Raw genomic sequence first — 20,853 nt, 5'->3', positions numbered from 1 at the left:
TAAAAATACAGAATCTCAAAAGTATGTCTCTTACAAAAATTGCTTGTATCGCGGCTTTATCTTTATCTGCAATCTCCTCATTTATCTGTGCAGGTTCTGCCCAGGCTATTTCCTTCAAAGTAACCACTGGTATTGCAGCCCCTGATGGAAAAACTGACAAAGGTGCTTTTTCTGAGTTTACTCAGCTTCCTGGTACAACAACTATTGACTTCAATAATGGTCAAGCACCAACCACTGGTTTTGCTAAGTACTCTTTTGAGAACAACAGTGGAACCAGTAGTGTTAGGTTAGATCAATGGGCACCCGCTGGGGCAAAAGGTGAAGTCAATAATAATGGTAAATATTTGGCAGTTTTCAACGGCGATCAAGTCGCAATTAAACTTGCAAGTTCCCTCAATTATTTCGGTATTGACTGGGGAGCTATTAGTTCTGGTAACGTTTTTTCCTTCTACAAGGGCGATACTCTGATTAAATCATTTACAACTGAGGATGTGAACCCAGTTGCTCCAATTCATGCGTCACAGCATGGTGGTGAAGGAAATGGCTACCTTCATTTCTACTCAGATAGTAGCAACGATATTTTCAACAAGATTGTCATTACCCAAGCAGGTGGTGGTGGATTTGAAAGCGACAACCATTCTTTCCATATAGGAACTGACAGATTTACAGGTTTTGACCCTAAGTCTGTTCCTGAGCCTAGTGTTACATTAGGTATGCTGGCTGTAGGTGGTATGTTTCTACGCAAGCGCAAGAACGAGAAGTTGCAAAGTGTAAGGCAATCTCATTAAATATATCAATCTTAGCTCAGTAAGATTTTCCTGATTTTCTCTACACTCTACCCTTAGCCTGTATAAGGATTTCAAAACTAAGTTAGCATTAAATACAAATTAGGGTGAGCTTACTTAGGTAAACTCGCCCTAATCCTTTTGCTATTTCCGATCGGGCCTTCTTCTACGATCAATGCTACGCATAGCAAGCTATAGAAAAATTTTATTTTTCTATACTCAATACTGCTTAGAGCTTAACCGAACTGGATTAAGAGTAAACCATAATTGTGACTCCTAACTCCTGAATCCTCCTATAGGTTGTTGCATGAATAAAATATACATGGATTAGTTTAGATATAATAATGACTCATTCTTTGTTGTCCTAACTGGAGAAATTAATGGGTCGCGCCAAAAAGGTTGTCCTGGCATATTCTGGCGGAGTGGATACCTCAGTTTGCATCCCCTACCTCAAACAGGAGTGGGGTGTGGAAGAGATAATTACCCTAGCAGCAGATTTAGGTCAGGGAGATGAATTAGAGCCAATCAGAGAAAAAGCTCTGAAATCGGGTGCAAGTGAATCCCTAGTGGCGGATGTCAAAGACAGCTTCGTTAAAGATTACGCCTTTGGAGCGATTCAAGCCAACGCCCTTTATGAAAATCGTTATCCTCTAGGAACCGCCCTGGCTCGTCCACTGATTGCCAAAATATTAGTAGAAACAGCCGAAAAATATGGTGCTGATGCGATCGCTCACGGTTGCACCGGCAAAGGCAACGATCAGGTTCGCTTTGATGTCTCTGTAACCGCCTTAAACCCAAACTTGAAGATCCTTGCACCAGCCAGAGAATGGGGAATGAGTCGTGAGGAAACGATCGCTTATGGTGAAAAGTTTGGTATTCCCTCACCAGTCAAAAAATCTTCTCCCTATAGTATTGACAAGAATTTGCTTGGTCGTAGTATTGAAGCTGGTTTACTCGAAGATCCGTCATTTGAGCCACCAGAAGAAATTTATGAGATGACCAAAGCGATCGCTCATACTCCCAACGAGCCAGAGTACATCGAAATTGGTTTCCACGGTGGTATTCCCACAACCCTCAATGGTATAGCCAAAAAGCCAGTTGAGCTAATTGAAGAACTCAATCAGGCGGTAGGAAATCATGGCATCGGACGGATCGATATGATTGAAAACCGTCTGGTGGGGATCAAATCGCGGGAAATCTACGAATCACCCGCGATGTTAGTGCTAATTCAGGCACATAGAGATTTAGAAAGCTTGACTTTGACAGCAGATGTCACCCATTACAAGCGTGGCATTGAAGAAACTTATAGCCAAATAGTTTACAACGGTCTGTGGTACAGTCCACTCAAAGTTGCACTGGATGCCTTTATTCAAAAAACACAAGAGCGAGTCTCTGGAACTGTGCGAGTGAAGTTATTCAAGGGCAACTCCACCATAGTTGGACGTTCGAGCAATAATTCCCTCTATACTCCTGATTTGGCAACCTACGGAGCCGAAGACCAATTTGACCACAAAGCTGCTGAAGGCTTTATCTACGTTTGGGGATTACCAACTCGCATTTGGTCGCGGCAAATTAAAAGTTAGAAGTACAGACGCGATTAATCGCGTCTGTACATGAGTTAGGAGTTAAAAATGCAAAATTTGAAAGTAAAAATTAAAAAATAACTTTCTACTTAACTCCTAACTCCTAACTCCTCACTTTTTACTTTTCACTACTCGCTTCTTTAACTTGGCGAGACTCTAACCACAGGGGCACAATAATTAAGGCAGCGAGGATCAGTAAGGCTGCGATCGCAAATTGACCCACCCAAGCAACCAATTGTTCTAAAGAGACTATTTTGCCAGCAAAAAAAGCTAATGTCACCATCAAACTAGCCCAAGCAACTGCTCCTAACAAGTTGTATAAAAAGAATTTTCTAAAGGGCATTTCAGCTATACCAGCTAGTGGTGCAGCAAAAACTCGTAACAATGCCAAAAAACGCCCAAAAAAGACCCCTTTAGCAGCATTTTGACTAAATTGATCTTTAATACTCAGCAGCCGCACTTCAGAAATCCGAAATATGCTGCCAACTTTTACCAGAAAAGCCCAACCGCTAACTCTACCAATCCAATAGCCACAAGTGCCACCAATGACAGCACCCATGATTGCGTCACCGAGAACCAGCCAGAAATTTAGTTCATCGCTGCCAGCTAAAAACCCGCCCACTAAGGTCACGGTTTCACCAGGAAGGGGAATGCCTAAATTTTCTAGCAAAATTCCGAAAAAAATTGCCCAATACCCGTAATTATGAGCAACTTCCTGGATATTTTCTAGTGAAATCAGCTCTAAAGACATTCCGCACCGCCGTCTTTACAAATTTTTACTTTTACTATATCTTTGCTTGTTTTTGGGTGGGGTGTCAATCAAACTAATACATAGAGTCATTAAGTCATTAGTTTAATACTGACTAATCCATAGCTGTTACTTTATGGTAACTGTTAACTTTTGAATTTTTTTGAAATCTCTACCACATGTTCATAATTTATTAAAAAAAGATTAAAAATTTTATAGAAAATTTATAAATATCCGTTTAAATTGTGAAAATTTTGTAAAAGATACGGTTGATACCGAAATTGTTAGGCGCTTATGCCTATATTGATGTAAGTTATCACAAATTATACGACATGAATACTGAAATAATCTCTCTCAACTGTAGGACTGCAATTGCCCAAATATCTGGGTAAAAGAGTCATTTCACCGTTGAAAGAGAAGAAGTATTGATGTCTTTTTCAATTTTTTGTCAAGTGTTCCAATTACCCTGTTAAATTCATGGCTTTCACACAAGAACTTCAAGTAATTTTGTTTAAACCCCAAGGAAGCATAGATTTGGAAGGCGGTAAAGCTTTAAGCGAACAGATGGGTGGAGTAGTCCCTCAAGCTTATCAACTCTGGGTTATCGACCTAGCAGAAGTTAACTTCATGGACAGTTCTGGGTTAGTTCCTTTAGTGAAAGGGTTAAAAGCCGCACGTCAGAGTGGTTGCCGCTTGGTTCTATGCAACGTACAAGCTCCTGTACGGTTGATTTTGGAACTTACCCAACTCGATACAGTGTTTGAAATTTTTCACACTTACCAAGATATTTTTACCACCGTCAAAGATAACAGTCTGGTGCTAGCAGACTAACTAATAAATCTACCTAAAGAAGGATGGCGGAGTCAAGCAATATTTGCATTTTTTCACATTCTCTAAGATAACAGTCTGGTGCTAGCAGGCTGATTTTCTTTCTTGTCTAGAGAAGAATGTTGAAGGAAACTCATGGCTTTAAGCTAGGTAGTATAAATTACAAATGGATGAATCTGCTTATTGGAAGTCATCTACCTAAAGCAGTAAAGTTCAGAAATGACCAAAATTGGTCAAAGCAAATGCAACTGTTTGTGAGACTCCCCAGCCTTTTAAAGACAGGGTTTTTCAAATTACTCTAAGCTAATTGTTTTATATGCGGCGTAACTAGTGAAAAGAAGCAGGAGGTAAGAAAGGTTAGAATATCAGCCTTTACGTTATTTCTAACTCTATAGTTATTGTTTTGTTTGCCTCGATCTATTACTTGGATGCCTCCAAGATGCTTTGATGCACCAATTTCTTACCTCTTAGATTCCACCATAATGTTAATTTTAGGCATTCTGGGGAGTCGAAATATTAGTTTGTTCGGATGCTGGGCGGGGAAAATTTGGTAAATCAATACCGCTGTGACTAGCATTGCGAGTCTTGAGTGCTAAACGGTAACTCACACTTTGCAGTTCTGCTTGCAGTTGGCGGTTTTCCCGTTGTAGCATTGCTACCTTTTCTCTCACTGGCGTCATCCGCTCCTCAAACTTCCGACGGTAAATTTGAGGCAACTCTTGTACTACTTGCTCCAACATCCGAGTGCGATCGGTAAGTTCTTGAACTGACTGTCGCAATTGGTAAATTTCGGAGTCACGAGTTGTAATTTGCTCTTGGTAGAACGCCACCTGTTGTTCCACAGCTTGAAGTTGCTCTTGTAAAGCGTGTAACTGGGTCAGATCACGCTCAAATTCAGGCTGCTGGGGCATAAAACTAGTGTTACCCTTTACCAGCCGGAAGAGTTCTTGAGATAGTTGTTGCACTAATTGATCGCGAAGTTGCAACTCCTGGCGTAGCTGCGATACTTCCGTCGAGAGAACTTGAATATTAGGTGTATCAGATTGGCTCACAGTAGCTTAAAGCTCCCATTCAGAATCTTGTCCACTCTTAGGTATAACTGCGGGAGTACTACCTTTGGCAAGTATTTGTTAATTTAGCATTCCCAAACAAGTCACGAAAAAAGAAAAAGACAAAATTTTATTGAATGGGAGTAGGGATTGAACATTCAGTTTCTTCTCTAGTCTCTAGTTACTAGTTCCTAGTCCCCAGTCCTCAGTCCCTTAGACTGTTGCAGCTGTTGCAGGCGTTGCAGCTACTTTAGTGGGCTTTTCCTTTTCCTCTTTAGGGGGTTTTTCTTCTTCAATGTCCTGCTTAATTGTCAAATAGCGAATCACTTCTTCACTCAAGCGCATGGCGCGTTCAAAGGGGGCGATCGCAGTTGCAGGCGCGCTGTAGTTTAACTGGATGTAGATGCCATCCCGGTGTTTTTTGATTTCGTAAGCCAGACGGCGCTTACCACGATTTTGAATTTGGATTTCCTGGGCGCCTTGATCGCGAAGTAAATTCTGATATTTAGTAACTGCTTGCTCTACCTGTTCCTCTCCCAGGTCAGGACGGAGGATGTACATTGTTTCGTAATTTGTAGTCATATTTTTCAGTTTCCTCATGGACAAAAGTGGCTGCTGATATTATTTTATACCTTAACTTTATTTAAAATGTCAGTATTAATCAATATCTGAAGCAACAAGGAACTATAATCTTACCAGTTTTCAATTTGAATCATTAGCCAAATCGCCGAAGTTTGGATTTTTTGGATGTCCCTAATGAAAACTAGGTTGGGAGGCAACCCTGATATTTCTTTAACAAGATTGATCGAGCTATCAGCTTCGCTAAGAGGTATCTTTCTTTAAGGGCATCTTATAGCGATCGCTTTTTTGTTCAAGGCTCAATCGGTTCGCTAAACAGCTAACTGACGATTGCTACCTGCTCACAGCTTCTAATCGCAGAAAAAAGGATATTCATCAAGGTTATGGCGCAGCGCTACGTGCGAATTCAAAATCCAGAAGGACAAATTTACTATGGGTTACTACAGCTATCCCTGAATGTGCAGGTGTTAGATGCTCCACCCTGGTTACAAGGACAACCCACTGATTTAACTTTGACACCAGAAAATTACCAAATTCTGGCTCCCTGCGCTCCCTCAAAAATTGTGGCAGTCGGTAAGAATTATGCAGATCATGCAGCCGAAATGGGAACTCCAGTACCTTCTGAGCCACTAATCTTTCTTAAGCCACCTACGTCGATCATTCCATCTGAGAGGGAAATTAAGTATCCTCCCCAGTCACATAGAGTTGACTACGAAGGAGAGTTAGCTCTAGTGATTGGCGATTATGCCTTTGAATGTACACCAGAGGTAGCCCAAACGAAAATTTGGGGCTACACCATCGCCAATGATGTAACAGCACGGGATTTACAAAAACAGGATGGTCAATGGACGCGAGCCAAAGGTTTTGATACTTTCTGTCCCTTGGGCCCTTGGATTGTACGGGAATTAAATCCAGGAGCGAGATTGCAGACTTTTGTAAATGACGACGCTAATCCAGTTCAATCTACCTGTATAGATCGGATGGTATTTTCTCCCGATGTTTTAGTTTCCTATATCAGTCAGGTGATGACGCTACTACCTGGTGATTTAGTGCTTACAGGTACGCCGGAGGGTGTAAGTGCTTTGCATCCAGGCGATCGCGTCCGCGTAGAAATTGAAGGTATCGGTCGCCTGGAAAACATCGTAGCGACCCGTTAACTTCTAACGCACTTGCATATACACTGCATCGGAAATCGCTGGAATTTCTGCATAACGTCCGCTTACAGACTGGATGACTGAATATGCGACTGCTCCCACTATGCCGATAAAAATGGTTGTGGATAGGGTTTGGATGGCAAAACCACCGGAGGGAACTAGTCCCACAACATCAGTTAGGATGCTAAACAAAAAGATAATGATGTCCAAAAGGATTGCTTGCATGGTGTTAAAACGAATAAAGTGACTAATTTTTTCGTTTCTTACTACCAGCAAAAATAAAGCAAAGAAAATAATCATTCCTGCATAACGCACGCCAAAGTAAATTCTCAACAATGGCAGAAGCGGCAGAAACAGTAGTTGTAGTGGTGGAAACTCTGAGAGCAAATATCTACCAAATACAAAAACTTCAATTAGAGGATACAAATAAGGCAAGGAAGCAAAAATCCGATCTGAAACTGTTGTAGACCCGCGCCAAGACATTATGCGTTCTCCTGTGGTTAAATTTTAATAGTTACTTGAGCTTAGGATAACGCAGTTGCTAGGTCTTGCTGAGAAATTCAACTATTCTATATGGGCGATGCGAAAGCCCATCATGCATTCATATTGATCTGGCTGCTGTTGAGTAAGTTTGCGAATGGCTTGACCACAGCGCAGTTGACCCCCACGCCAACGGGGTTGACCGCTCCCGTCAGCGAGTAAACAAGACTGGCAAACTTGCTCAGGGGCAAGGATTTGCTCGTCCATTAAAATGACTAGCATCGAATCCCTCCTGTAAATCCTCATTGTCAACCCACATTTCACTCAAGGGAAGACGTGTTTTGTAGCGGTTCAAAGAGCCACTTCAGATAGATTGGATGCGTTTTGCGTGGTTAAGTGTTGTGATTTGCGATCTCGCTTTGCGCCTAACTTGGGCGATCGCAGAGGACACTTAGAACCACATCCTACCTCTTTGTAGCAAAAATGTAGGCAATTACGATTCAATAACAATTCTCAAGTGAATTTTAATTTATTGTACGTTGTGTCTATTACAAAGTGGGAAGGTTAGTAAAAAATAATACAAAAATTTTTGCATTAAGTTGAGCAAATACAACTAAAGGTATTCATTGCATTCCTGTTAATTTAGCACTAGGATGTGTCAAACTTAATATTCAGAAAACAACAAAAGCTTTACACACAAGCAACACGGCGACTTATTGAAATTCCCTTGAGGTGAGTAGTTAAAGTGTGAGAAGTCAAGTCAGTAAAACTGAGTTAACTTGATAGCCATTTAAGTGAGGCATTTCTAAAATACTGAGGTAAACTTGCAAGCAAGTTAATCCACAATATTACTCAACGGCTCGTCGGTCTGGGCATCACTTACAATGGAACACTGGCAATTTCTGATACAGAAACAAGGCGCTCGCTCGTGGCATATCCTAGAATCGCCAAATTTGGAAATTTTGGAAGGACAGTATAGAGTTTTGGCTCGTTCTAACCTTCTGAATACAGACGTGGAAGTGCGGGTAACTCACTCTTCAACCGAGGAAGTTCAACCAACACGGCGAATTTTCAAGCGATCGCGTCGCACTAATTCAGAAGGCTTAATGCCGATAATTCCTTTTACCTACTTCCAACCGGGAGTTTGGGAGTTGCGGTGTTCTGGCGATTTGATGTCGGATCTGCTCGGTAAATCTTGGCAATACAGTGTGCAAGTGCAAGTCTTCTCACTGTTAGCAGACAGAGAGCCGAGGAAAAATTTAGAATCAAGTTCACCCGACAATCGCCTAGATACTGTTTCTGAAAACTTGGAATCTAATGCCCCAGCAGAAACTGCAATTACGTTATTTACGTTTGAGAAAGCGATCGCTGTTTCTGAAGAACTGGCAATTACTACAGATAGCAACCTTGTTACCACTGTTGCGTCAGATGAAGGGAACTTGGAATCTAATGCCCCAACAGAATCTGTAATTGAGCTAGATAATGCGATCGCAGTTTCTGAAGAATTGGCAATTGCTAAAGATAGCAACCTTGCTACCACTGTTGCGTCAGATGAAGGGAACTTGGAATCTAATGCCCCACCAGAAACGGTAATTGAGCTAGATCATGCGATCGCAGTTTCTGAAAAACTAGCAACTACTGCAAACAGCAACCTTACTACCACTGTTCTGCTAGATGAAGGGAACTTGGAATCTAATGCCCCACCAGAAACTGTAGTTGAGCTAGATCAAGCGATCGCTGTTTCTGAAGAACTGGCAATTACAAACAGCAACCTTGCTACCACTGTTGTGCCAGATGAAGAGAACTTGGAATCTAATGCCCCAGCAGAAACGGTAATTGAGCTAGATCAAGCGATCGCTGTTTCCGAAGAACTGGCAATTACAAACAGCAACCTTGATATCACTGTTATGTCAGATAAAACTGAAGAAGATGAAAATATAGTTATCGATCAGCCTGTAAGTCCTGTGTGGCTCAAAGGAGAGACGGCAGAACAGATTTTACAAAATTTAATAGATTTAGCTTTACCCGCCTCTGAACTGCTGCCCAAAGATGAAAAGGTTACAGATTTTTCGGCAACACAACTACCGCCACCCTTACTGCTAACTTTAAGTCAGGATAATTTCATTGCTCGTTGGGGACAAGCTCTTATAATCAACGGGTACATAGAATTCCAAGAAAAGACAAATATAGATTGGGGTGAAATATTATCTTCAAAAAGCTTGCGGGCGCTTGAACTAAAAATTGAACTGCGATCGCCCAAGAACTCGAAAATCTTGACCAAAATACGGCAACCCTTATCAGATAAGGAGTTGCCCTTTACCATCAATACCTCAATTGATATTCCTGCTGATTGTGAATCCAAGCTAATTTTGGCAGATATCAGTTTGTATGGTAAATTCGCCGATGCTGGTGAAGTCATGCTGTTAGCCAGCCAGTCCTTCACCATTACAGCAGATGTAACAGAATTACTGGCAATCACAGCCGCAGCCAAATCCAGTGCATCTTTAAATAACCCCATAACACCATCAGACTCATCTGCTGCTTTCACAGAAACAGAGACACCTGTTAGGCTCGATTTGAAATTATTAAATCTGGTCAAGACTCCAAAAACAGACCAGTCTCAGATAGTTAATCCATCCCCAAATACACCCCTACCACCGCAAATTAACCTACAAGTTTTGCGAGAAGCTAACCTGCGGACATCTAAGCTCAAGAATTCAAGCATTTCGTTGCCTCAATTACCGAAACTGCCCCCTATTCAAAGTGATGCCAACATTCCCACAGATATTGTTGCAGAACTACAGACACCGGAGGAGCTTGTAGAAAAGGATGCTACTATAGTCACCATCAACTTGGAGCAGTTGGTCATCAAGCAACGTCGAACGCCAATAATCGAGACTACTTTGCCATACTTGAAACGGCTACAAGCTTTGCCAGGTGATGCAGAAGAAAAAGTAGAAAATAAAGTTTTTTCAGATGCGTTGGAAGTTAAAGCGGCTGAAGATTTTCCAAAGTTGGACGCAACTGTGGCTGAAGATGAAAATATACCTGAATTAGTAGGTGATGCACAATTCCAGGAAGAATCTATTGTTGAAGTAGTAGCCCCGCAAAATGAACAATTCCAGGAAGAATCTGTTGCTGAAGTCGAAGCCCTACAAAACGCACAATTCCAGGAAGAATCTGTTTCTAAAGTCGAAGCCCCGCAAAATGCACAGTTAATTACAACAGGAAACCTTTATTCATCTCCCCTGCTGAGGAAGTGGATGCAGAGCCAAGGATACTCCTTGCCTGAATCTATCAACGATCTGCAACCTCAAGATTACAATAACTATGTTCCAGCACAGCAGATACCCCTTTCTCCTAGTGCAGAAAATGCGAATATTGATGTTAACTTGCCGTTAGACCTAGATGCCAACACGGAGAATAATCTGAGCGAAGGTTGGAGCAGTTCACAACTTCTCCTGACTGAAACGCCCAAGGGACAAGAGACATGGGAAGAAGTCGAAGGATTGGCTCTTGAACTAGAGAACTTTGGGGAAGATATAGACACAGCGCAGGAAGTGGAACTAGGGATTGGAGAAAATACGGAAATAGAAAAAGTCCTAGAAGAACCAACAATCTCATCGGCTCTGTTAACACAAGTACCGCCCCCTCCTCCTCCGATAAAAATAAATATAGCGTCAGCTTGGTTGGCGCAAGAAATCGTTGTAGATGATACAGATACCGAACTAGAAGCCGATACAACTGGGAGTTACACCTTTGAAGAAAAGGAGCAACCACTGTTATATTCATCTTCTTCCTTACCTATAATTGCAGCAGCCACTGAGCTTTTGCCAACTCCACATTTGTATGTGCCAGAAGGCGAATTAATTGCTGGCAAGTCTCTCATAGTGCGCGTAGTACTGCCAGAAGTACCTCTGCAAGTTGTTGTCAAATTATGGCTTGAAGATTATCAAACTCGCTACTTACTAGATGGTCCTCATTTATTGACAAATTTACTTCCTAATGCGTTGGGAGGGTTGGAAGTGATGACACAATTAAACATTCCCTTTGGCTGTTTGGAAATTCGCTTAGAAGCGATCGCACTCGATCTTACAACCCAACAGGAGAGTCACAAAGTCACAATAGTACGAACCGTCATTCCTCCAGACTTGCCAAACTTGCAGCTAGATGAACTCCTGGGTATGTAACTCAGGTATGAGGGGCATTAAGCATTGGGCATCCCTTCGGCTTCTCTACGAGACGCTACGCGAACGCTCAGGGCAAGTGGGCATGGAGAAGAGACAAGGTAGACAAGGAAGAGACTTGTTCAATAATTCCCCCTTGTCCCCTTGTCCCCATCTCCCCTGTGTTAAAAATATGAAAGAATTTCAAAAATTTGGCAGAATTTGCAGTAAGCTCATTTTGAATTGTAGTGTGATTTAATAGGAACCTTTACTATGGCAGCTTCTTTTTTGCCTACTGTCTTGGCTAGTACTTCGTACTTGTCTGCTATCTTCATTCCCATAATTGGTTGGGTTTTGCCAGGTGTGGTCTTCGCGTCTCTGTTTTTATACATTGAAAGCGATGATATCAGTGATATTAACTGATACTGATGTAGTCATTAGTCATTAGTCATTGGTCATTAGTAATTTGTAAAAAACAAATGACAAAGGACAAATGACCAAAATTAATACCGCCCATCTCATAGAGACAGGCGGTTTTTTTTACGTTGATTTCTCAACAAATGCTAGAAAATTCTAACTTATAGTGTTCGGTTCAAACTAACTCATGTTAAATCGAAGAACCGAGTCCGGCGTAGGCACCATAAAAGAAAATGCCCAAGACTGTAATTATACCTAAACCTGCGATCGTAGCGACGACCCACAGGGGAATTCTCCCACTTCCAGACACAGCTTCTCTCCTCCCTTAACAACAAATCAACACACGTTCAATAAACAAAGATTAACAACAGTACTTCTAATTAGTTAAAGAAGTAACTAGAAAACAGAATACCCAGAACGAAAATCATTAGTAATCCCAGGTATAGCGAAGTCCGGTTTAGTTCAACCGGCTGATTATTGGGATTGGGGGATCTTTCTGCCATAATTGCTCCTAACGGTGAATAAATTGCATTGCGGCGATCGCGCCTAAAAAGAATACAGTTGGTACACCTAAGGTGTGTACTGCCAGCCATCTAACGGTAAAAATTGGATAGGTAACTGGTTGATTGATGTTGTTTCCGCTAGTCATGATCTCAAACTACTTTCCAATAAATTCTTCAACTTGTTTTTTAGCTTCAAAACGGTTCTTCACAATGGGCACTTCCTGCCGCGCTGGTGTGAAATACTCGTTGGGACGGGGTGTACCAAAAGCATCATAAGCCAGTCCGGTGCTGACAAATAGCCAACCAGCAATAAATAATGCTGGGATGGTGATGCTGTGAATTACCCAGTAACGAACGCTAGTAATGATGTCCGAAAACGGACGTTCTCCAGTGGTACCTGACATTTAGATCCCTACCTTATACATAGAGTGTTATTGAGTTTATTATCCTACAAAGTTAAGAAAGAGTTACAAGTTGCAACGTTCTTCTCAGAAATTAGGTATGGGCATTGGGCATTGGTTATTGATTCATCTTCTTCATCTTCCCCACTCCCCACTCCCTCTACCTCTTACTCACTAAGCTGCTTCTGGGGAAGTTGTTTCAGGGTTTGGTAGATATTTGAGCAAAACGCCGCGATCGCCAATTATAAATCCCCGCTCTGGCTCTAAGAAAACAATCTTGTACAAATTAGCCGCAACTTCTTCTATGTCACGGTCTTTTTCCCAGGTTTTGCCACCGTCGCCACTGCGTAGCAAATTACCGCTACCGCCACCTACCCAAATTTCATCGGGTGTGCGATATGCCAAATCCAGCAAACCCCAACTGGTGGATAACTCTGGATATTTTGCCTTTTGCCATTCTTCAGGTTTAGTTGGGTCACTAAACTGAACTTGACCTCCTCTAGCTAGCAACCACAATTGCCCATTGTCAGCAAAGCCCATGTTTTCTACCCGCCGAGAACTATTGCGGTTATGGGGTATCCAAGTATCTTGCCCTGGTTCCCAAGTCGAGTAGAAACTACCCTTAGCCGAAACAGCAACATATTTCCCATCAGCAGAACGCTCTAAGTTACGCACCACACCCACTGCTGATTCCACCTGCGCTTTCCAGTTTTTGCCGCCGTCTGTGGTCTTATATATGGCTCCCACATCAGTAGCCATTTCAGCTGTATTGTCTGCTAGCGCCTTAACTGCGATCGGGCTACCTGGTAGCTTTTCGCTCAGGGGAATACGCGACCAAGAAGCACCTTCATCGGTAGTATGCAATAACAGTCCAGGCTCTCCGGCAATCCAGCCTTCTTTACCTGCAAAACTTACTGAGTCAAAGCGATACTTCTGCTCATCCAGTTGCAGTATTATTGGTTTCCAGGTATTACCACCGTCATTGGTTTCCAATAGGGTGGCATTGCTACCTACTAAGTAGCCATGCTCAAGGTTTTTAGTAAAAGCAATATCCAATAAATTCGAGTCTGTTGGCACAGAAATGACTTTCCAAGGATTGTAGCTAACAGAGGGGACTTGGCCACAACCTATGCACATCACGACTACTATTAACAAGGCAAATATTCGTTGCCAACCTTTCACAATTGAATGCATCAGTATTTCTTAGTTATTTCTAAATTTTTGTCAGAGTTGGCAGCCAGGATGCTGGAAAATCCTGGATTTTTCATTTTGAATTTTGAATTTTGTTAGCGCAGCGTTAGCGAGTCCGCGAGCGTCATTTTGAATTGCTTAAGGGCTGTCATTGTAAGCCGTAAAGACTGATAAAAAACAAGAAGCCAAGAGCCAAAGCACCAAAAATTAGGATATTTTTTTGGGTTGGCGTTAGGTTGTTGACACCCAAACCATAACCGAGATTTTCTTTGAAGCCGGATGCAGTACCGGCAGGGCCGATGTTGGCAAAAGCGGTCTTCTTAGCAGAACAAACTGGACAGCGCCAATTAATGGGCAGTTCTGCAAAGGTTGTCCCTGAAGGAATATCATCCTTGTCGTCTCCCTTTTCGGGTTCGTAAACATAACCGCAGGCGCGACACTCGTAGCGGTCTAACACCGTAGTCTCAACAGCTGGTTCGCTCATGGCTAAGGCCTCGCAGAGAATAAATCTTAAATATACGTTAAAAATTATGACATAATTGTTAGACTTTTCTATCACTAGCAAAAGCGAATCAAATACGTGAAGTGCGTCTGTTTCCCAGATTTCAGAAAAACCAAACAGATATAATGTAAAAGAAAGTTACGCAGTTAAGGGATTGGGTATAGGGCATTGGGCATTGGGCATTGGGCATTGGGCATGGGAAAGAAAATTTCTCTGTCCTCCCACTCTTAAATCTCTAATTCTCTAGTCGTCAGTACCCAATCTCCAGTCACTACTTAAAATACTCCATAAGCGGTAGATACTCATTGTGTTTGTCCTCAGCGGTTACGAGTACCTTCTAGGTTTCTTCATCATCTGTAGCCTAGTACCTGCCTTAGCGCTCTCAGCTTCCAAGCTTCTACGACCCAGTGGTTACAGCCCAGAACGTCGCACCACTTATGAATCTGGCATGGAACCCATCGGGGGAGCCTGGATTCAGTTCAACATCCGCTACTACATGTTTGCTTTGGTCTTCGTTGTCTTTGATGTGGAGACTGTATTCTTGTATCCTTGGGCGGTAGCTTTCCACCGTTTGGGGCTATTGGCATTTATTGAAGCGCTAGTCTTTATTGCAATTCTTGTAGTCGCTTTAGTTTACGCATGGCGTAAAGGAGCTTTGGAATGGTCTTGAATTCTAACTTAACAACCCAGGGCAAAGAACGAATCATCAACCCCATTGAACGGACTACAATCACTCAAGACCTTTCAGAAAACGTCATTTTGACGACGGTTGACGATCTCTACGACTGGGCGCGGCTTTCTAGTTTGTGGCCGTTGTTATTTGGTACTGCTTGCTGCTTTATTGAGTTTGCAGCTTTAATTGGTTCCCGATTTGACTTTGACCGTTTTGGGCTAATTCCCCGTTCTAGCCCCCGCCAAGCCGATTTAATTATTACGGCAGGGACTATTACGATGAAGATGGCTCCGCAACTGGTGCGTCTTTATGAACAAATGCCAGAGCCGAAGTATGTAATTGCGATGGGAGCTTGCACAATTACTGGCGGGATGTTCAGCGTTGATTCCCCTACGGCAGTGCGCGGAGTCGATAAACTGATTCCTGTGGATGTGTACTTACCCGGTTGTCCTCCCCGTCCAGAAGCAATTATCGACGCAATCATTAAGCTGCGGAAGAAAATCGCCAATGAATCGATGCAAGAGCGGGGTAAAATTAAGCAAACTCACCGCTACTACAGCACAACTCATAATTTGAAGCCAGTAGAGGAAATCTTAACTGGTAAGTATTTGCAGTCAGAAACTCGCTCTGTGCCACCGAAGGAATTGGCGGAAGCGATCGGTATGCCAATACCACCCGCACTGCTGACAGAAAAGGCGCAAAAGGAGGAACAAACCCGTGGCTGAAGAAGAATCTAAACCAGTACCAGCAGACGAAGAAGAGTCTAAACCAGTACCAGCAGCCAAAGAAGAGTCATTGGTACAAGCGGGTAAAGTTTCCCAGTGGTTGACGGAAAATGGCTTTGACCATGAGTTTTTGGCACCAGATAAAAATGGTGTAGAGATAATTAAGGTGGCGGCAGATTTTTTGCTTCCCACCGCTACAGCCCTTTATGCTTATGGGTTTAATTATCTCCAGTGTCAAGGTGGTATTGACCTTGGGCCAGGACAAGAATTAGTGAGTATGTATCACTTGATTAAAGTGGGTGATAATAGCGATCGCCCCGAAGAAGTGCGAGTGAAGGTGTTCTTACCACGGGAAAATCCTGTAGTGCCTTCTGTGTACTGGATTTGGAAGACCGCAGATTGGCAAGAGCGCGAATCTTACGATATGTTGGGCATTATCTACGAAGGACACCCAAATCTCAAGCGGATTTTGATGCCGGAAGATTGGGTGGGTTGGCCTTTGCGGAAGGATTATATCTCGCCTGATTTCTACGAGTTGCAAGACGCTTATTAGAGATTGCTGAGTTTTAGCAGTGATTAACCCCTTTCCGGTGGCGGAGAGGGGTTATGTTTTTTAACGCAAAGGGGCGCGGAGGGAAGCGCAGAGGTTCGCAAAGGAGGGAGAGATAGAGGTGCAATAGAGATGCTCGGTGAGATTTCCTAGTAATCGGAATCGGAATCGCAATCTCTACGGTTGTATCTATAATTTATGGGAAAATTTAATGTAAATATTTAAAGTAATATGTCAGAAACACCTCAAGACGACGGCATTTGGATTGTGACGGATGAAGTGCCGCAAATATCGATTCCTGACGGTGCTAAAGGCGGGAGTACTAATACACGCAGTTGGGGAGAGGAAACTATCAGGGAAAGTATTGGTAGTAAAGGGGTAGGAGATGCCGTTAAGGTTAGCGCTCAAACATTAGAGCAAAATATGACTCACTTTCTCAAAGTAGTGGGAAGTTTGTTTAGTCAAGCTGAACAGCAAGCAAAAGTTAACTCCAGGATGCAGCTAAATGAAATTGAGCTATCGGTAGAAATTAGTGGGGAAGGAGAAGTTAAATTAATTGGCAATGGTGCCAAAGCTGGGACTAAAGGAGCTATTAAGCTGAAGTTTAAGCGCCAAGAATCACAGTGAGATGGCAAAAAATTGGGCGATCGCGATCGGAATTAACCAGTATGATTATCTGCAACCGCTAAACTATGCGAAGCGGGATGCACAGTTAATGCAAGAGTTTCTGGGCAATGAAGCAGGATTTGAGCGGATATATTTCTTTTCTGATGACTCTCCTGATATTGATGAAAAATCAACTCGCCCAACTCGCACTAACTTGCTGCGACTCTTGCGGCAGCGCTTTGAGAAATCCTTTATGGGAGCAGGGGATAATTTCTGGTTTTTCTTCAGTGGTCATGGGATAAGATACGCTGACCGTGATTATCTCATGCCCTGTGATGGCGATCCAGAGGATATTGAAAACACGGCAATTGCGATTAATTTTGTGAGTGAACGTCTGCGTCGCTGCGGTGCTGATAATGTTGTCTTGATTTTGGATGCTTGTCGCAATGAAGGCAAAAAAACAGGTGAAGGAATTGGGCGACAAACTGCACAAGAAGCACGTCAACAAGGAGTTATCAGCATTTTTTCTTGTATTCCCCAGGAGTATTCTTATGAAATTAATGCTTTACAACAAGGTGCTTTTACCACTGCGTTACTAGAAGGGTTAGGAATTCAAGGTCGATGCGCTACTGTTGAACGTTTGGATCAATATCTCAAGTTTCGCGTGCCTGAACTGGTTCGCCAGTATAAGAATACAAGGCAAACACCTTATGTAATTGCTGAACCTGTGAATAAATCTCACCTAATACTTGTGCCACGATATGCAACTTTAGCGGATATTGCCACGTTGAAAAATGATGCTTACCAAGCAGAAGTAAACAGGAATTTAGATTTAGCAGAGCAATTATGGATTCGGGTATTAGCTGCGGCTTCAGGGCAAGATATGGAGGCGGTGAGAAGTTTACAAAGAATTGAACGGTTGCGAAATAGTTCTGCAATTCCTGATTTACCTCAGCAAACAGTTCCACAACCATCTAAGTCAGTAACAAATACACCTATAAGTAAACCTCCTCAAATTCCATCTTCCAAGCCAACCTCATTATCCCCAATTAATAATACTCAGACTTCTGGTGCGGGACAATTTTCAACATCTACTATTTCAACACCTTCAACACCTTCTTCGCTATCAAACCTAATATTACCTAACTGGTCACGACGACGTGTAATTCAAACTGCTGGGTTTGCAGTTGCTGGGTTGGGTTTGACAATTGCACTACCACGTTTTTGGCCATCTCATTCAGCAACAACCAGCACCCCCCCCACCAATGAAGCAATTAGTCTAAAAAGCTTTCAATTTGAAATTGTCAGGGTGGATGCACGGGGAAATATCGCCAACCGTAGCAATAATGAAGCGAAATACTTTGTTGAAAACTTAGGGAATGATGTCACGCTGGAAATGGTGGAGATACCAGGGGAAACCTTTATGATGGGTTCACCGGAAGGAGAAGCAGACAGAGAGAAAGATGAAAGTCCACAGCATCAGGTAAAAGTACCTGGGTTTTTCATGGGTAAATATGAAATCACCCAGGCACAGTATCAAGCAATTATGAGTAATAATCCTTCCACCTTCAAAGGTGAGAAACGACCTGTAGAACAGGTGAGTTGGGATAATGCAGTAGAATTTTGTAAAAAATTGACCCAAAAGACAGGAAAAACCTATCGACTACCTAGTGAAGCCGAATGGGAATATGCTTGTCAGGCTGGAACCAAGTCCCCATTTTATTTTGGTGAAACGATTACCACAGATTTAGTTAACTACAACGGTAACTTTCCCTACGGCTCTGCACCAAAAGGGGAAATGAGTCAACAAACAACAGATGTAGGAAAATTTTTGCCTAACTCTTTCGGTTTATACGATATGCATGGTAATGTAGGGGAATGGTGTCAAGATGTATATAATGACAATTACCAGGGTGCGCCAAAAGATGGTAGTGCGTGGCTGACTGGTAAAGAGAATAACTTAAAACTGCTGCGTGGCGGTAGTTGGTTCAGTAATGCCTGGTTTTGCCGTTGTGCCAGTAGATATAGGGTGGTGCGCGCGGGTAGTTCCTACACTGTTGGTTTTCGCGTGGTGGCGGTGGCTGTGGCGTGAGTACTCCCCAAAGTCAGAGTTGATAAATGGGAATTTATCGAGCGGACATCAGGGAGTCCAGACCTGAACCAGCGAGGAAGGTGACAACCTCCGAATATCAAACCGAGTCGCATAGCTTGGTAGGTTGCAAAACTGAACAGTTGTTCGACTCAATTAATTCTGCGACATTTAAAAGAAACTTCTAAAATCTAGTACAACATGGCGCAAATAAACATACCATTTCAAATGGCGCAAGAGCTTGGAATACAATTCTTTTGACTTTTGACTTTTGACTTTTGCCTTGCAGTACTAGCTCATTTTTAATTGTTCTAATTTTTGTTTAATCAAAATTTCAACTTCTTCAATCTCAGCATTCGATTTTGGGATGTCAAAAGTCTCTGGAGACGCTTCAGATGTAAAGCGGTCAACAAAAGCACGAAACGCTGCTTTGTTGTCGGAGTGAGCAATGACGAAGGCTCTTAACTCGGTTTTGCTCATGCTGCTAAAGTCTGGCTCAATCACAAGAACCTCCAAAGACCATTGCGATAGATTTCTACCTCTATGTTATCTCCTGTCAAAATAAACACATTACCTGTTTGTTCATCGAGGCGGACAATGTAAATAGGAGTGAATGTATTGGTCAAAGATTGACATAGTATGACACACCTGATGCCTTGTTCAGCAGTTGGCAAGATTTGTATACCTTATAACTCCATAGCTTGGAATCAGAATAGCAGGTAAATGGTGCGTTGTCACAAAGGTCAACGCACTCTTATCTAAAAAAGCAGCAAGTCCAAACAATCAATTCACAGATGTCACTGTTTGGTTTACTACTGGACGTGGTTTCTTGCGGTCTGACCTGCGTGTTCCACCAGCCATTTCATACTCATCACTATTTTTGCCATAGCAAGATGCAACATTCAGCAGCATCTGCTCAGAATAAGTATTCAACTCACGTTCTGCTTCTATTAATGCATTGTGTGTCTTATCTACTATTGTTTGTGCTTGATTATAAGCGGCTAGCTTTTCTCGTAACTCAATAACTTTAGTGTTGTAAGTAGCAATTGAAAACCCATTACTAAAGTCTAACTTAGGGTTAATTGTCTGCATTCCTTCAATCCGTCGTTCAGCTTTACTCAGTGGCATGGAGTTCCGTTTGCGTTGCTTCATATAGTTTTCCTGTTTGGATTAATTTATAAATAACCCTAATTTTGCACACTGAGTTATTTATATATCATAAAAATACGCAATAAGCAGATGCATCAGCCACAGTGAAGTTACAGAATTTTAAGAGCATTGGATGGCATTAGGCAACTGATGCGGGTATATTTGCTGAAATTCGTTGAGAAAAGCTGGTTTTGAAGTCGCAAAAGCTGGTTTTGAAGTCGCAAAAGCTAGTTTACAAGTCGCAAAAGCTGGTTTAGAAGTCACAAAAGTTGGTTTAGAAGTCACAAAAGCTGGTTTTGAAGTTGCAAAAGCTGGTTTAGAAGTCGCAAAAGCAGGTTTTGAAGTCACAAAAGCTGGTTTATAAGTCGCAAAAGCTAGTTTAAAAGTCGCAAAAGCTAGTTTGATGAAAGTTGTTCAAACTTTCAAACCTAACCCCCAGCCCCTTCCCTGCAAGGGAAGGGGAGCAAGAATCAAAACCTCTCGACCTTTCGGGGCTACGGTGTACACACAAGTCGAATTACCCCCCTTAATCCCCCCTTGTCAAGGGGGGAAACAAGAAATCCAGTTCCCTCCCCTTGACAAGGGGAGGGTTAGGGTGGGGTAATAACAGCACGGCGTAAATAAAGCAACTATTTCAAATCGTTCAAAAGCCTGTCTTCTAAGCTTTTTGACTTT

General features: G+C 42.4%; 26 protein-coding genes. 12 read left to right on the top strand and 14 right to left on the bottom strand.

Annotated features, from left to right (window positions below):
- The first annotated feature begins 23 nt into the window (after positions 1–23).
- Both V7L12_RS15295 and V7L12_RS15290 read left to right on the top strand, forming a co-directional pair.
- Positions 24–788 (top strand): Npun_F0296 family exosortase-dependent surface protein, encoded by a 765-nt coding sequence (locus tag V7L12_RS15295; protein WP_335085310.1) that lies wholly within the window; start codon positions 24–26, stop codon positions 786–788.
- A gap of 377 nt (positions 789–1,165) precedes the next feature.
- Positions 1,166–2,368 (top strand): argininosuccinate synthase, encoded by a 1,203-nt coding sequence (locus V7L12_RS15290; RefSeq protein WP_335085308.1) that lies wholly within the window; start codon positions 1,166–1,168, stop codon positions 2,366–2,368.
- Positions 2,369–2,486: 118 nt separating this feature from the next.
- Here the strand turns inward: V7L12_RS15290 and V7L12_RS15285 are convergent, their stop codons facing one another.
- Positions 2,487–3,119: a DedA family protein gene (locus V7L12_RS15285; RefSeq protein WP_335085306.1), complete on the bottom strand. Its 633-nt coding sequence runs from the start codon at positions 3,117–3,119 to the stop codon at positions 2,487–2,489.
- Between the two features lie 474 nt (positions 3,120–3,593).
- Between V7L12_RS15285 and V7L12_RS15280 the strand changes: the two genes are divergently transcribed.
- Positions 3,594–3,947, top strand: a complete 354-nt coding sequence (locus V7L12_RS15280) for an STAS domain-containing protein (protein ID WP_334820726.1) — start codon at positions 3,594–3,596, stop codon at positions 3,945–3,947.
- Between the two features lie 488 nt (positions 3,948–4,435).
- On the opposite strand, the gene V7L12_RS15275 is transcribed toward V7L12_RS15280, so the two are convergent.
- Positions 4,436–4,996, bottom strand: a complete 561-nt coding sequence (locus V7L12_RS15275) for an Npun_F5560 family protein (RefSeq protein WP_194042165.1) — start codon at positions 4,994–4,996, stop codon at positions 4,436–4,438.
- Between the two features lie 210 nt (positions 4,997–5,206).
- Positions 5,207–5,575, bottom strand: coding sequence for a 30S ribosomal protein S6 (gene rpsF, locus V7L12_RS15270; protein ID WP_334820729.1), 369 nt, complete (start codon positions 5,573–5,575; stop codon positions 5,207–5,209).
- Positions 5,576–5,955: 380 nt separating this feature from the next.
- On the opposite strand from rpsF, the gene V7L12_RS15265 reads away from it, so the two are divergent.
- The gene (locus tag V7L12_RS15265; protein WP_335085304.1) at positions 5,956–6,729 is read left to right on the top strand and encodes a fumarylacetoacetate hydrolase family protein; all 774 of its coding nucleotides are present in this window, start codon (positions 5,956–5,958) and stop codon (positions 6,727–6,729) included.
- Between the two features lie 3 nt (positions 6,730–6,732).
- On the opposite strand, the gene V7L12_RS15260 is transcribed toward V7L12_RS15265, so the two are convergent.
- On the bottom strand, positions 6,733–7,209 hold the full coding sequence (locus V7L12_RS15260; RefSeq protein WP_334820733.1) for a Tic20 family protein: 477 nt from the start codon (positions 7,207–7,209) through the stop codon (positions 6,733–6,735).
- Positions 7,210–7,290: 81 nt separating this feature from the next.
- Positions 7,291–7,488: a hypothetical protein gene (locus V7L12_RS15255; protein WP_094348028.1), complete on the bottom strand. Its 198-nt coding sequence runs from the start codon at positions 7,486–7,488 to the stop codon at positions 7,291–7,293.
- Positions 7,489–8,090: 602 nt separating this feature from the next.
- On the opposite strand from V7L12_RS15255, the gene V7L12_RS15245 reads away from it, so the two are divergent.
- Together V7L12_RS15245 and psaI are read left to right on the top strand one after the other, a co-directional pair.
- Positions 8,091–11,396 (top strand): hypothetical protein, encoded by a 3,306-nt coding sequence (locus V7L12_RS15245; protein ID WP_442947892.1) that lies wholly within the window; start codon positions 8,091–8,093, stop codon positions 11,394–11,396.
- Positions 11,397–11,645: 249 nt separating this feature from the next.
- Positions 11,646–11,795 carry a photosystem I reaction center subunit VIII gene (psaI, locus tag V7L12_RS15240; protein ID WP_335085302.1) on the top strand — a complete coding sequence of 50 codons (150 nt, stop codon included), beginning with the start codon at positions 11,646–11,648 and terminating at the stop codon, positions 11,793–11,795.
- Between the two features lie 184 nt (positions 11,796–11,979).
- On the opposite strand, the gene V7L12_RS15235 is transcribed toward psaI, so the two are convergent.
- From V7L12_RS15235 to V7L12_RS15210, 6 genes are all read right to left on the bottom strand, one after another.
- Positions 11,980–12,099 (bottom strand): photosystem II reaction center protein J, encoded by a 120-nt coding sequence (locus V7L12_RS15235; RefSeq protein WP_012411803.1) that lies wholly within the window; start codon positions 12,097–12,099, stop codon positions 11,980–11,982.
- Between the two features lie 70 nt (positions 12,100–12,169).
- Positions 12,170–12,292 (bottom strand): photosystem II reaction center protein L, encoded by a 123-nt coding sequence (locus V7L12_RS15230; RefSeq protein ID WP_104908255.1) that lies wholly within the window; start codon positions 12,290–12,292, stop codon positions 12,170–12,172.
- A gap of 8 nt (positions 12,293–12,300) precedes the next feature.
- Entirely contained in the window at positions 12,301–12,438 is a 138-nt protein-coding gene (gene psbF / locus V7L12_RS15225) for a cytochrome b559 subunit beta (RefSeq protein WP_012411801.1), read from the bottom strand.
- 9 nt (positions 12,439–12,447) lie between these two features.
- Positions 12,448–12,696 carry a cytochrome b559 subunit alpha gene (psbE, locus tag V7L12_RS15220; protein ID WP_094348030.1) on the bottom strand — a complete coding sequence of 83 codons (249 nt, stop codon included), beginning with the start codon at positions 12,694–12,696 and terminating at the stop codon, positions 12,448–12,450.
- Positions 12,697–12,867: 171 nt separating this feature from the next.
- Complete coding sequence (locus V7L12_RS15215) at positions 12,868–13,887, bottom strand: photosynthesis system II assembly factor Ycf48 (RefSeq protein ID WP_335085300.1); 1,020 nt, start codon at positions 13,885–13,887, stop codon at positions 12,868–12,870.
- Between the two features lie 145 nt (positions 13,888–14,032).
- Positions 14,033–14,368, bottom strand: a complete 336-nt coding sequence (locus V7L12_RS15210) for a rubredoxin (RefSeq protein ID WP_104908258.1) — start codon at positions 14,366–14,368, stop codon at positions 14,033–14,035.
- 325 nt (positions 14,369–14,693) lie between these two features.
- Between V7L12_RS15210 and ndhC the strand changes: the two genes are divergently transcribed.
- The 5 genes from ndhC to V7L12_RS15185 all read left to right on the top strand — a co-directional run bounded on the left by ndhC (position 14,694) and on the right by V7L12_RS15185 (position 19,032).
- Positions 14,694–15,056: a photosynthetic/respiratory NAD(P)H-quinone oxidoreductase subunit C gene (ndhC, locus tag V7L12_RS15205; RefSeq protein ID WP_094333328.1), complete on the top strand. Its 363-nt coding sequence runs from the start codon at positions 14,694–14,696 to the stop codon at positions 15,054–15,056.
- Positions 15,047–15,784, top strand: coding sequence for a photosynthetic/respiratory NAD(P)H-quinone oxidoreductase subunit K (ndhK, locus tag V7L12_RS15200; protein ID WP_334820739.1), 738 nt, complete (start codon positions 15,047–15,049; stop codon positions 15,782–15,784). The genes ndhC and ndhK overlap by 10 nt, the downstream gene beginning before the upstream one ends.
- Positions 15,777–16,337: an NAD(P)H-quinone oxidoreductase subunit J gene (locus V7L12_RS15195; RefSeq protein ID WP_335085298.1), complete on the top strand. Its 561-nt coding sequence runs from the start codon at positions 15,777–15,779 to the stop codon at positions 16,335–16,337. Before ndhK ends, V7L12_RS15195 begins: the two co-directional genes overlap by 8 nt.
- A gap of 228 nt (positions 16,338–16,565) precedes the next feature.
- The gene (locus V7L12_RS15190; protein ID WP_335085296.1) at positions 16,566–16,961 is read left to right on the top strand and encodes a Pepco domain-containing protein; all 396 of its coding nucleotides are present in this window, start codon (positions 16,566–16,568) and stop codon (positions 16,959–16,961) included.
- Position 16,962: 1 nt separating this feature from the next.
- Complete coding sequence (locus V7L12_RS15185) at positions 16,963–19,032, top strand: SUMF1/EgtB/PvdO family nonheme iron enzyme (RefSeq protein ID WP_335085294.1); 2,070 nt, start codon at positions 16,963–16,965, stop codon at positions 19,030–19,032.
- A 288-nt stretch (positions 19,033–19,320) separates the two neighbouring features.
- Here the strand turns inward: V7L12_RS15185 and V7L12_RS15180 are convergent, their stop codons facing one another.
- From V7L12_RS15180 to V7L12_RS15175, 3 genes are all read right to left on the bottom strand, one after another.
- Positions 19,321–19,533, bottom strand: a complete 213-nt coding sequence (locus tag V7L12_RS15180) for a DUF6887 family protein (RefSeq protein ID WP_335085292.1) — start codon at positions 19,531–19,533, stop codon at positions 19,321–19,323.
- On the bottom strand, positions 19,530–19,703 hold the full coding sequence (locus V7L12_RS33215) for a DUF6888 family protein (RefSeq protein ID WP_442947891.1): 174 nt from the start codon (positions 19,701–19,703) through the stop codon (positions 19,530–19,532). Before V7L12_RS33215 ends, V7L12_RS15180 begins: the two co-directional genes overlap by 4 nt.
- Positions 19,704–19,812: 109 nt before the next feature.
- On the bottom strand, positions 19,813–20,181 hold the full coding sequence (locus V7L12_RS15175) for a hypothetical protein (RefSeq protein ID WP_335085290.1): 369 nt from the start codon (positions 20,179–20,181) through the stop codon (positions 19,813–19,815).
- A 172-nt stretch (positions 20,182–20,353) separates the two neighbouring features.
- Between V7L12_RS15175 and V7L12_RS15170 the strand changes: the two genes are divergently transcribed.
- Positions 20,354–20,542: a hypothetical protein gene (locus tag V7L12_RS15170; RefSeq protein WP_335085288.1), complete on the top strand. Its 189-nt coding sequence runs from the start codon at positions 20,354–20,356 to the stop codon at positions 20,540–20,542.
- Positions 20,543–20,853 lie beyond the last annotated feature (311 nt).

This window comes from Nostoc sp. (genome assembly GCF_036918245.1).
Lineage (GTDB): Bacteria > Cyanobacteriota > Cyanobacteriia > Cyanobacteriales > Nostocaceae > Nostoc.
The sequence above is the reverse complement of the archived record's forward strand: the minus strand, read 5'-3'. Positions and strand labels throughout refer to the sequence as shown.

Bases quoted from the DNA above. Each gene is read 5' to 3' on its own strand.
- V7L12_RS15215 (WP_335085300.1), bottom strand. From the start codon at position 13,887: ATGCATTCAATTGTGAAAGGTTGGCAACGAATATTTGCCTTGTTAATA.
- V7L12_RS15185 (WP_335085294.1), top strand. From the start codon at position 16,963: ATGGCAAAAAATTGGGCGATCGCGATCGGAATTAACCAGTATGATTAT.
- V7L12_RS15210 (WP_104908258.1), bottom strand. From the start codon at position 14,368: ATGAGCGAACCAGCTGTTGAGACTACGGTGTTAGACCGCTACGAGTGT.
- V7L12_RS15175 (WP_335085290.1), bottom strand. From the start codon at position 20,181: ATGAAGCAACGCAAACGGAACTCCATGCCACTGAGTAAAGCTGAACGA.
- ndhK (WP_334820739.1), top strand. From the start codon at position 15,047: ATGGTCTTGAATTCTAACTTAACAACCCAGGGCAAAGAACGAATCATC.
- V7L12_RS15245 (WP_442947892.1), top strand. From the start codon at position 8,091: ATGGAACACTGGCAATTTCTGATACAGAAACAAGGCGCTCGCTCGTGG.
- V7L12_RS15280 (WP_334820726.1), top strand. From the start codon at position 3,594: ATGGCTTTCACACAAGAACTTCAAGTAATTTTGTTTAAACCCCAAGGA.
- V7L12_RS15290 (WP_335085308.1), top strand. From the start codon at position 1,166: ATGGGTCGCGCCAAAAAGGTTGTCCTGGCATATTCTGGCGGAGTGGAT.
- psbE (WP_094348030.1), bottom strand. From the start codon at position 12,696: ATGTCAGGTACCACTGGAGAACGTCCGTTTTCGGACATCATTACTAGC.
- V7L12_RS15190 (WP_335085296.1), top strand. From the start codon at position 16,566: ATGTCAGAAACACCTCAAGACGACGGCATTTGGATTGTGACGGATGAA.
- V7L12_RS15230 (WP_104908255.1), bottom strand. From the start codon at position 12,292: ATGGCAGAAAGATCCCCCAATCCCAATAATCAGCCGGTTGAACTAAAC.
- rpsF (WP_334820729.1), bottom strand. From the start codon at position 5,575: ATGACTACAAATTACGAAACAATGTACATCCTCCGTCCTGACCTGGGA.
- psaI (WP_335085302.1), top strand. From the start codon at position 11,646: ATGGCAGCTTCTTTTTTGCCTACTGTCTTGGCTAGTACTTCGTACTTG.
- V7L12_RS15255 (WP_094348028.1), bottom strand. From the start codon at position 7,488: ATGCTAGTCATTTTAATGGACGAGCAAATCCTTGCCCCTGAGCAAGTT.
- V7L12_RS15260 (WP_334820733.1), bottom strand. From the start codon at position 7,209: ATGTCTTGGCGCGGGTCTACAACAGTTTCAGATCGGATTTTTGCTTCC.
- V7L12_RS15295 (WP_335085310.1), top strand. From the start codon at position 24: ATGTCTCTTACAAAAATTGCTTGTATCGCGGCTTTATCTTTATCTGCA.
- V7L12_RS15285 (WP_335085306.1), bottom strand. From the start codon at position 3,119: ATGTCTTTAGAGCTGATTTCACTAGAAAATATCCAGGAAGTTGCTCAT.
- V7L12_RS15265 (WP_335085304.1), top strand. From the start codon at position 5,956: ATGGCGCAGCGCTACGTGCGAATTCAAAATCCAGAAGGACAAATTTAC.
- psbF (WP_012411801.1), bottom strand. From the start codon at position 12,438: ATGACTAGCGGAAACAACATCAATCAACCAGTTACCTATCCAATTTTT.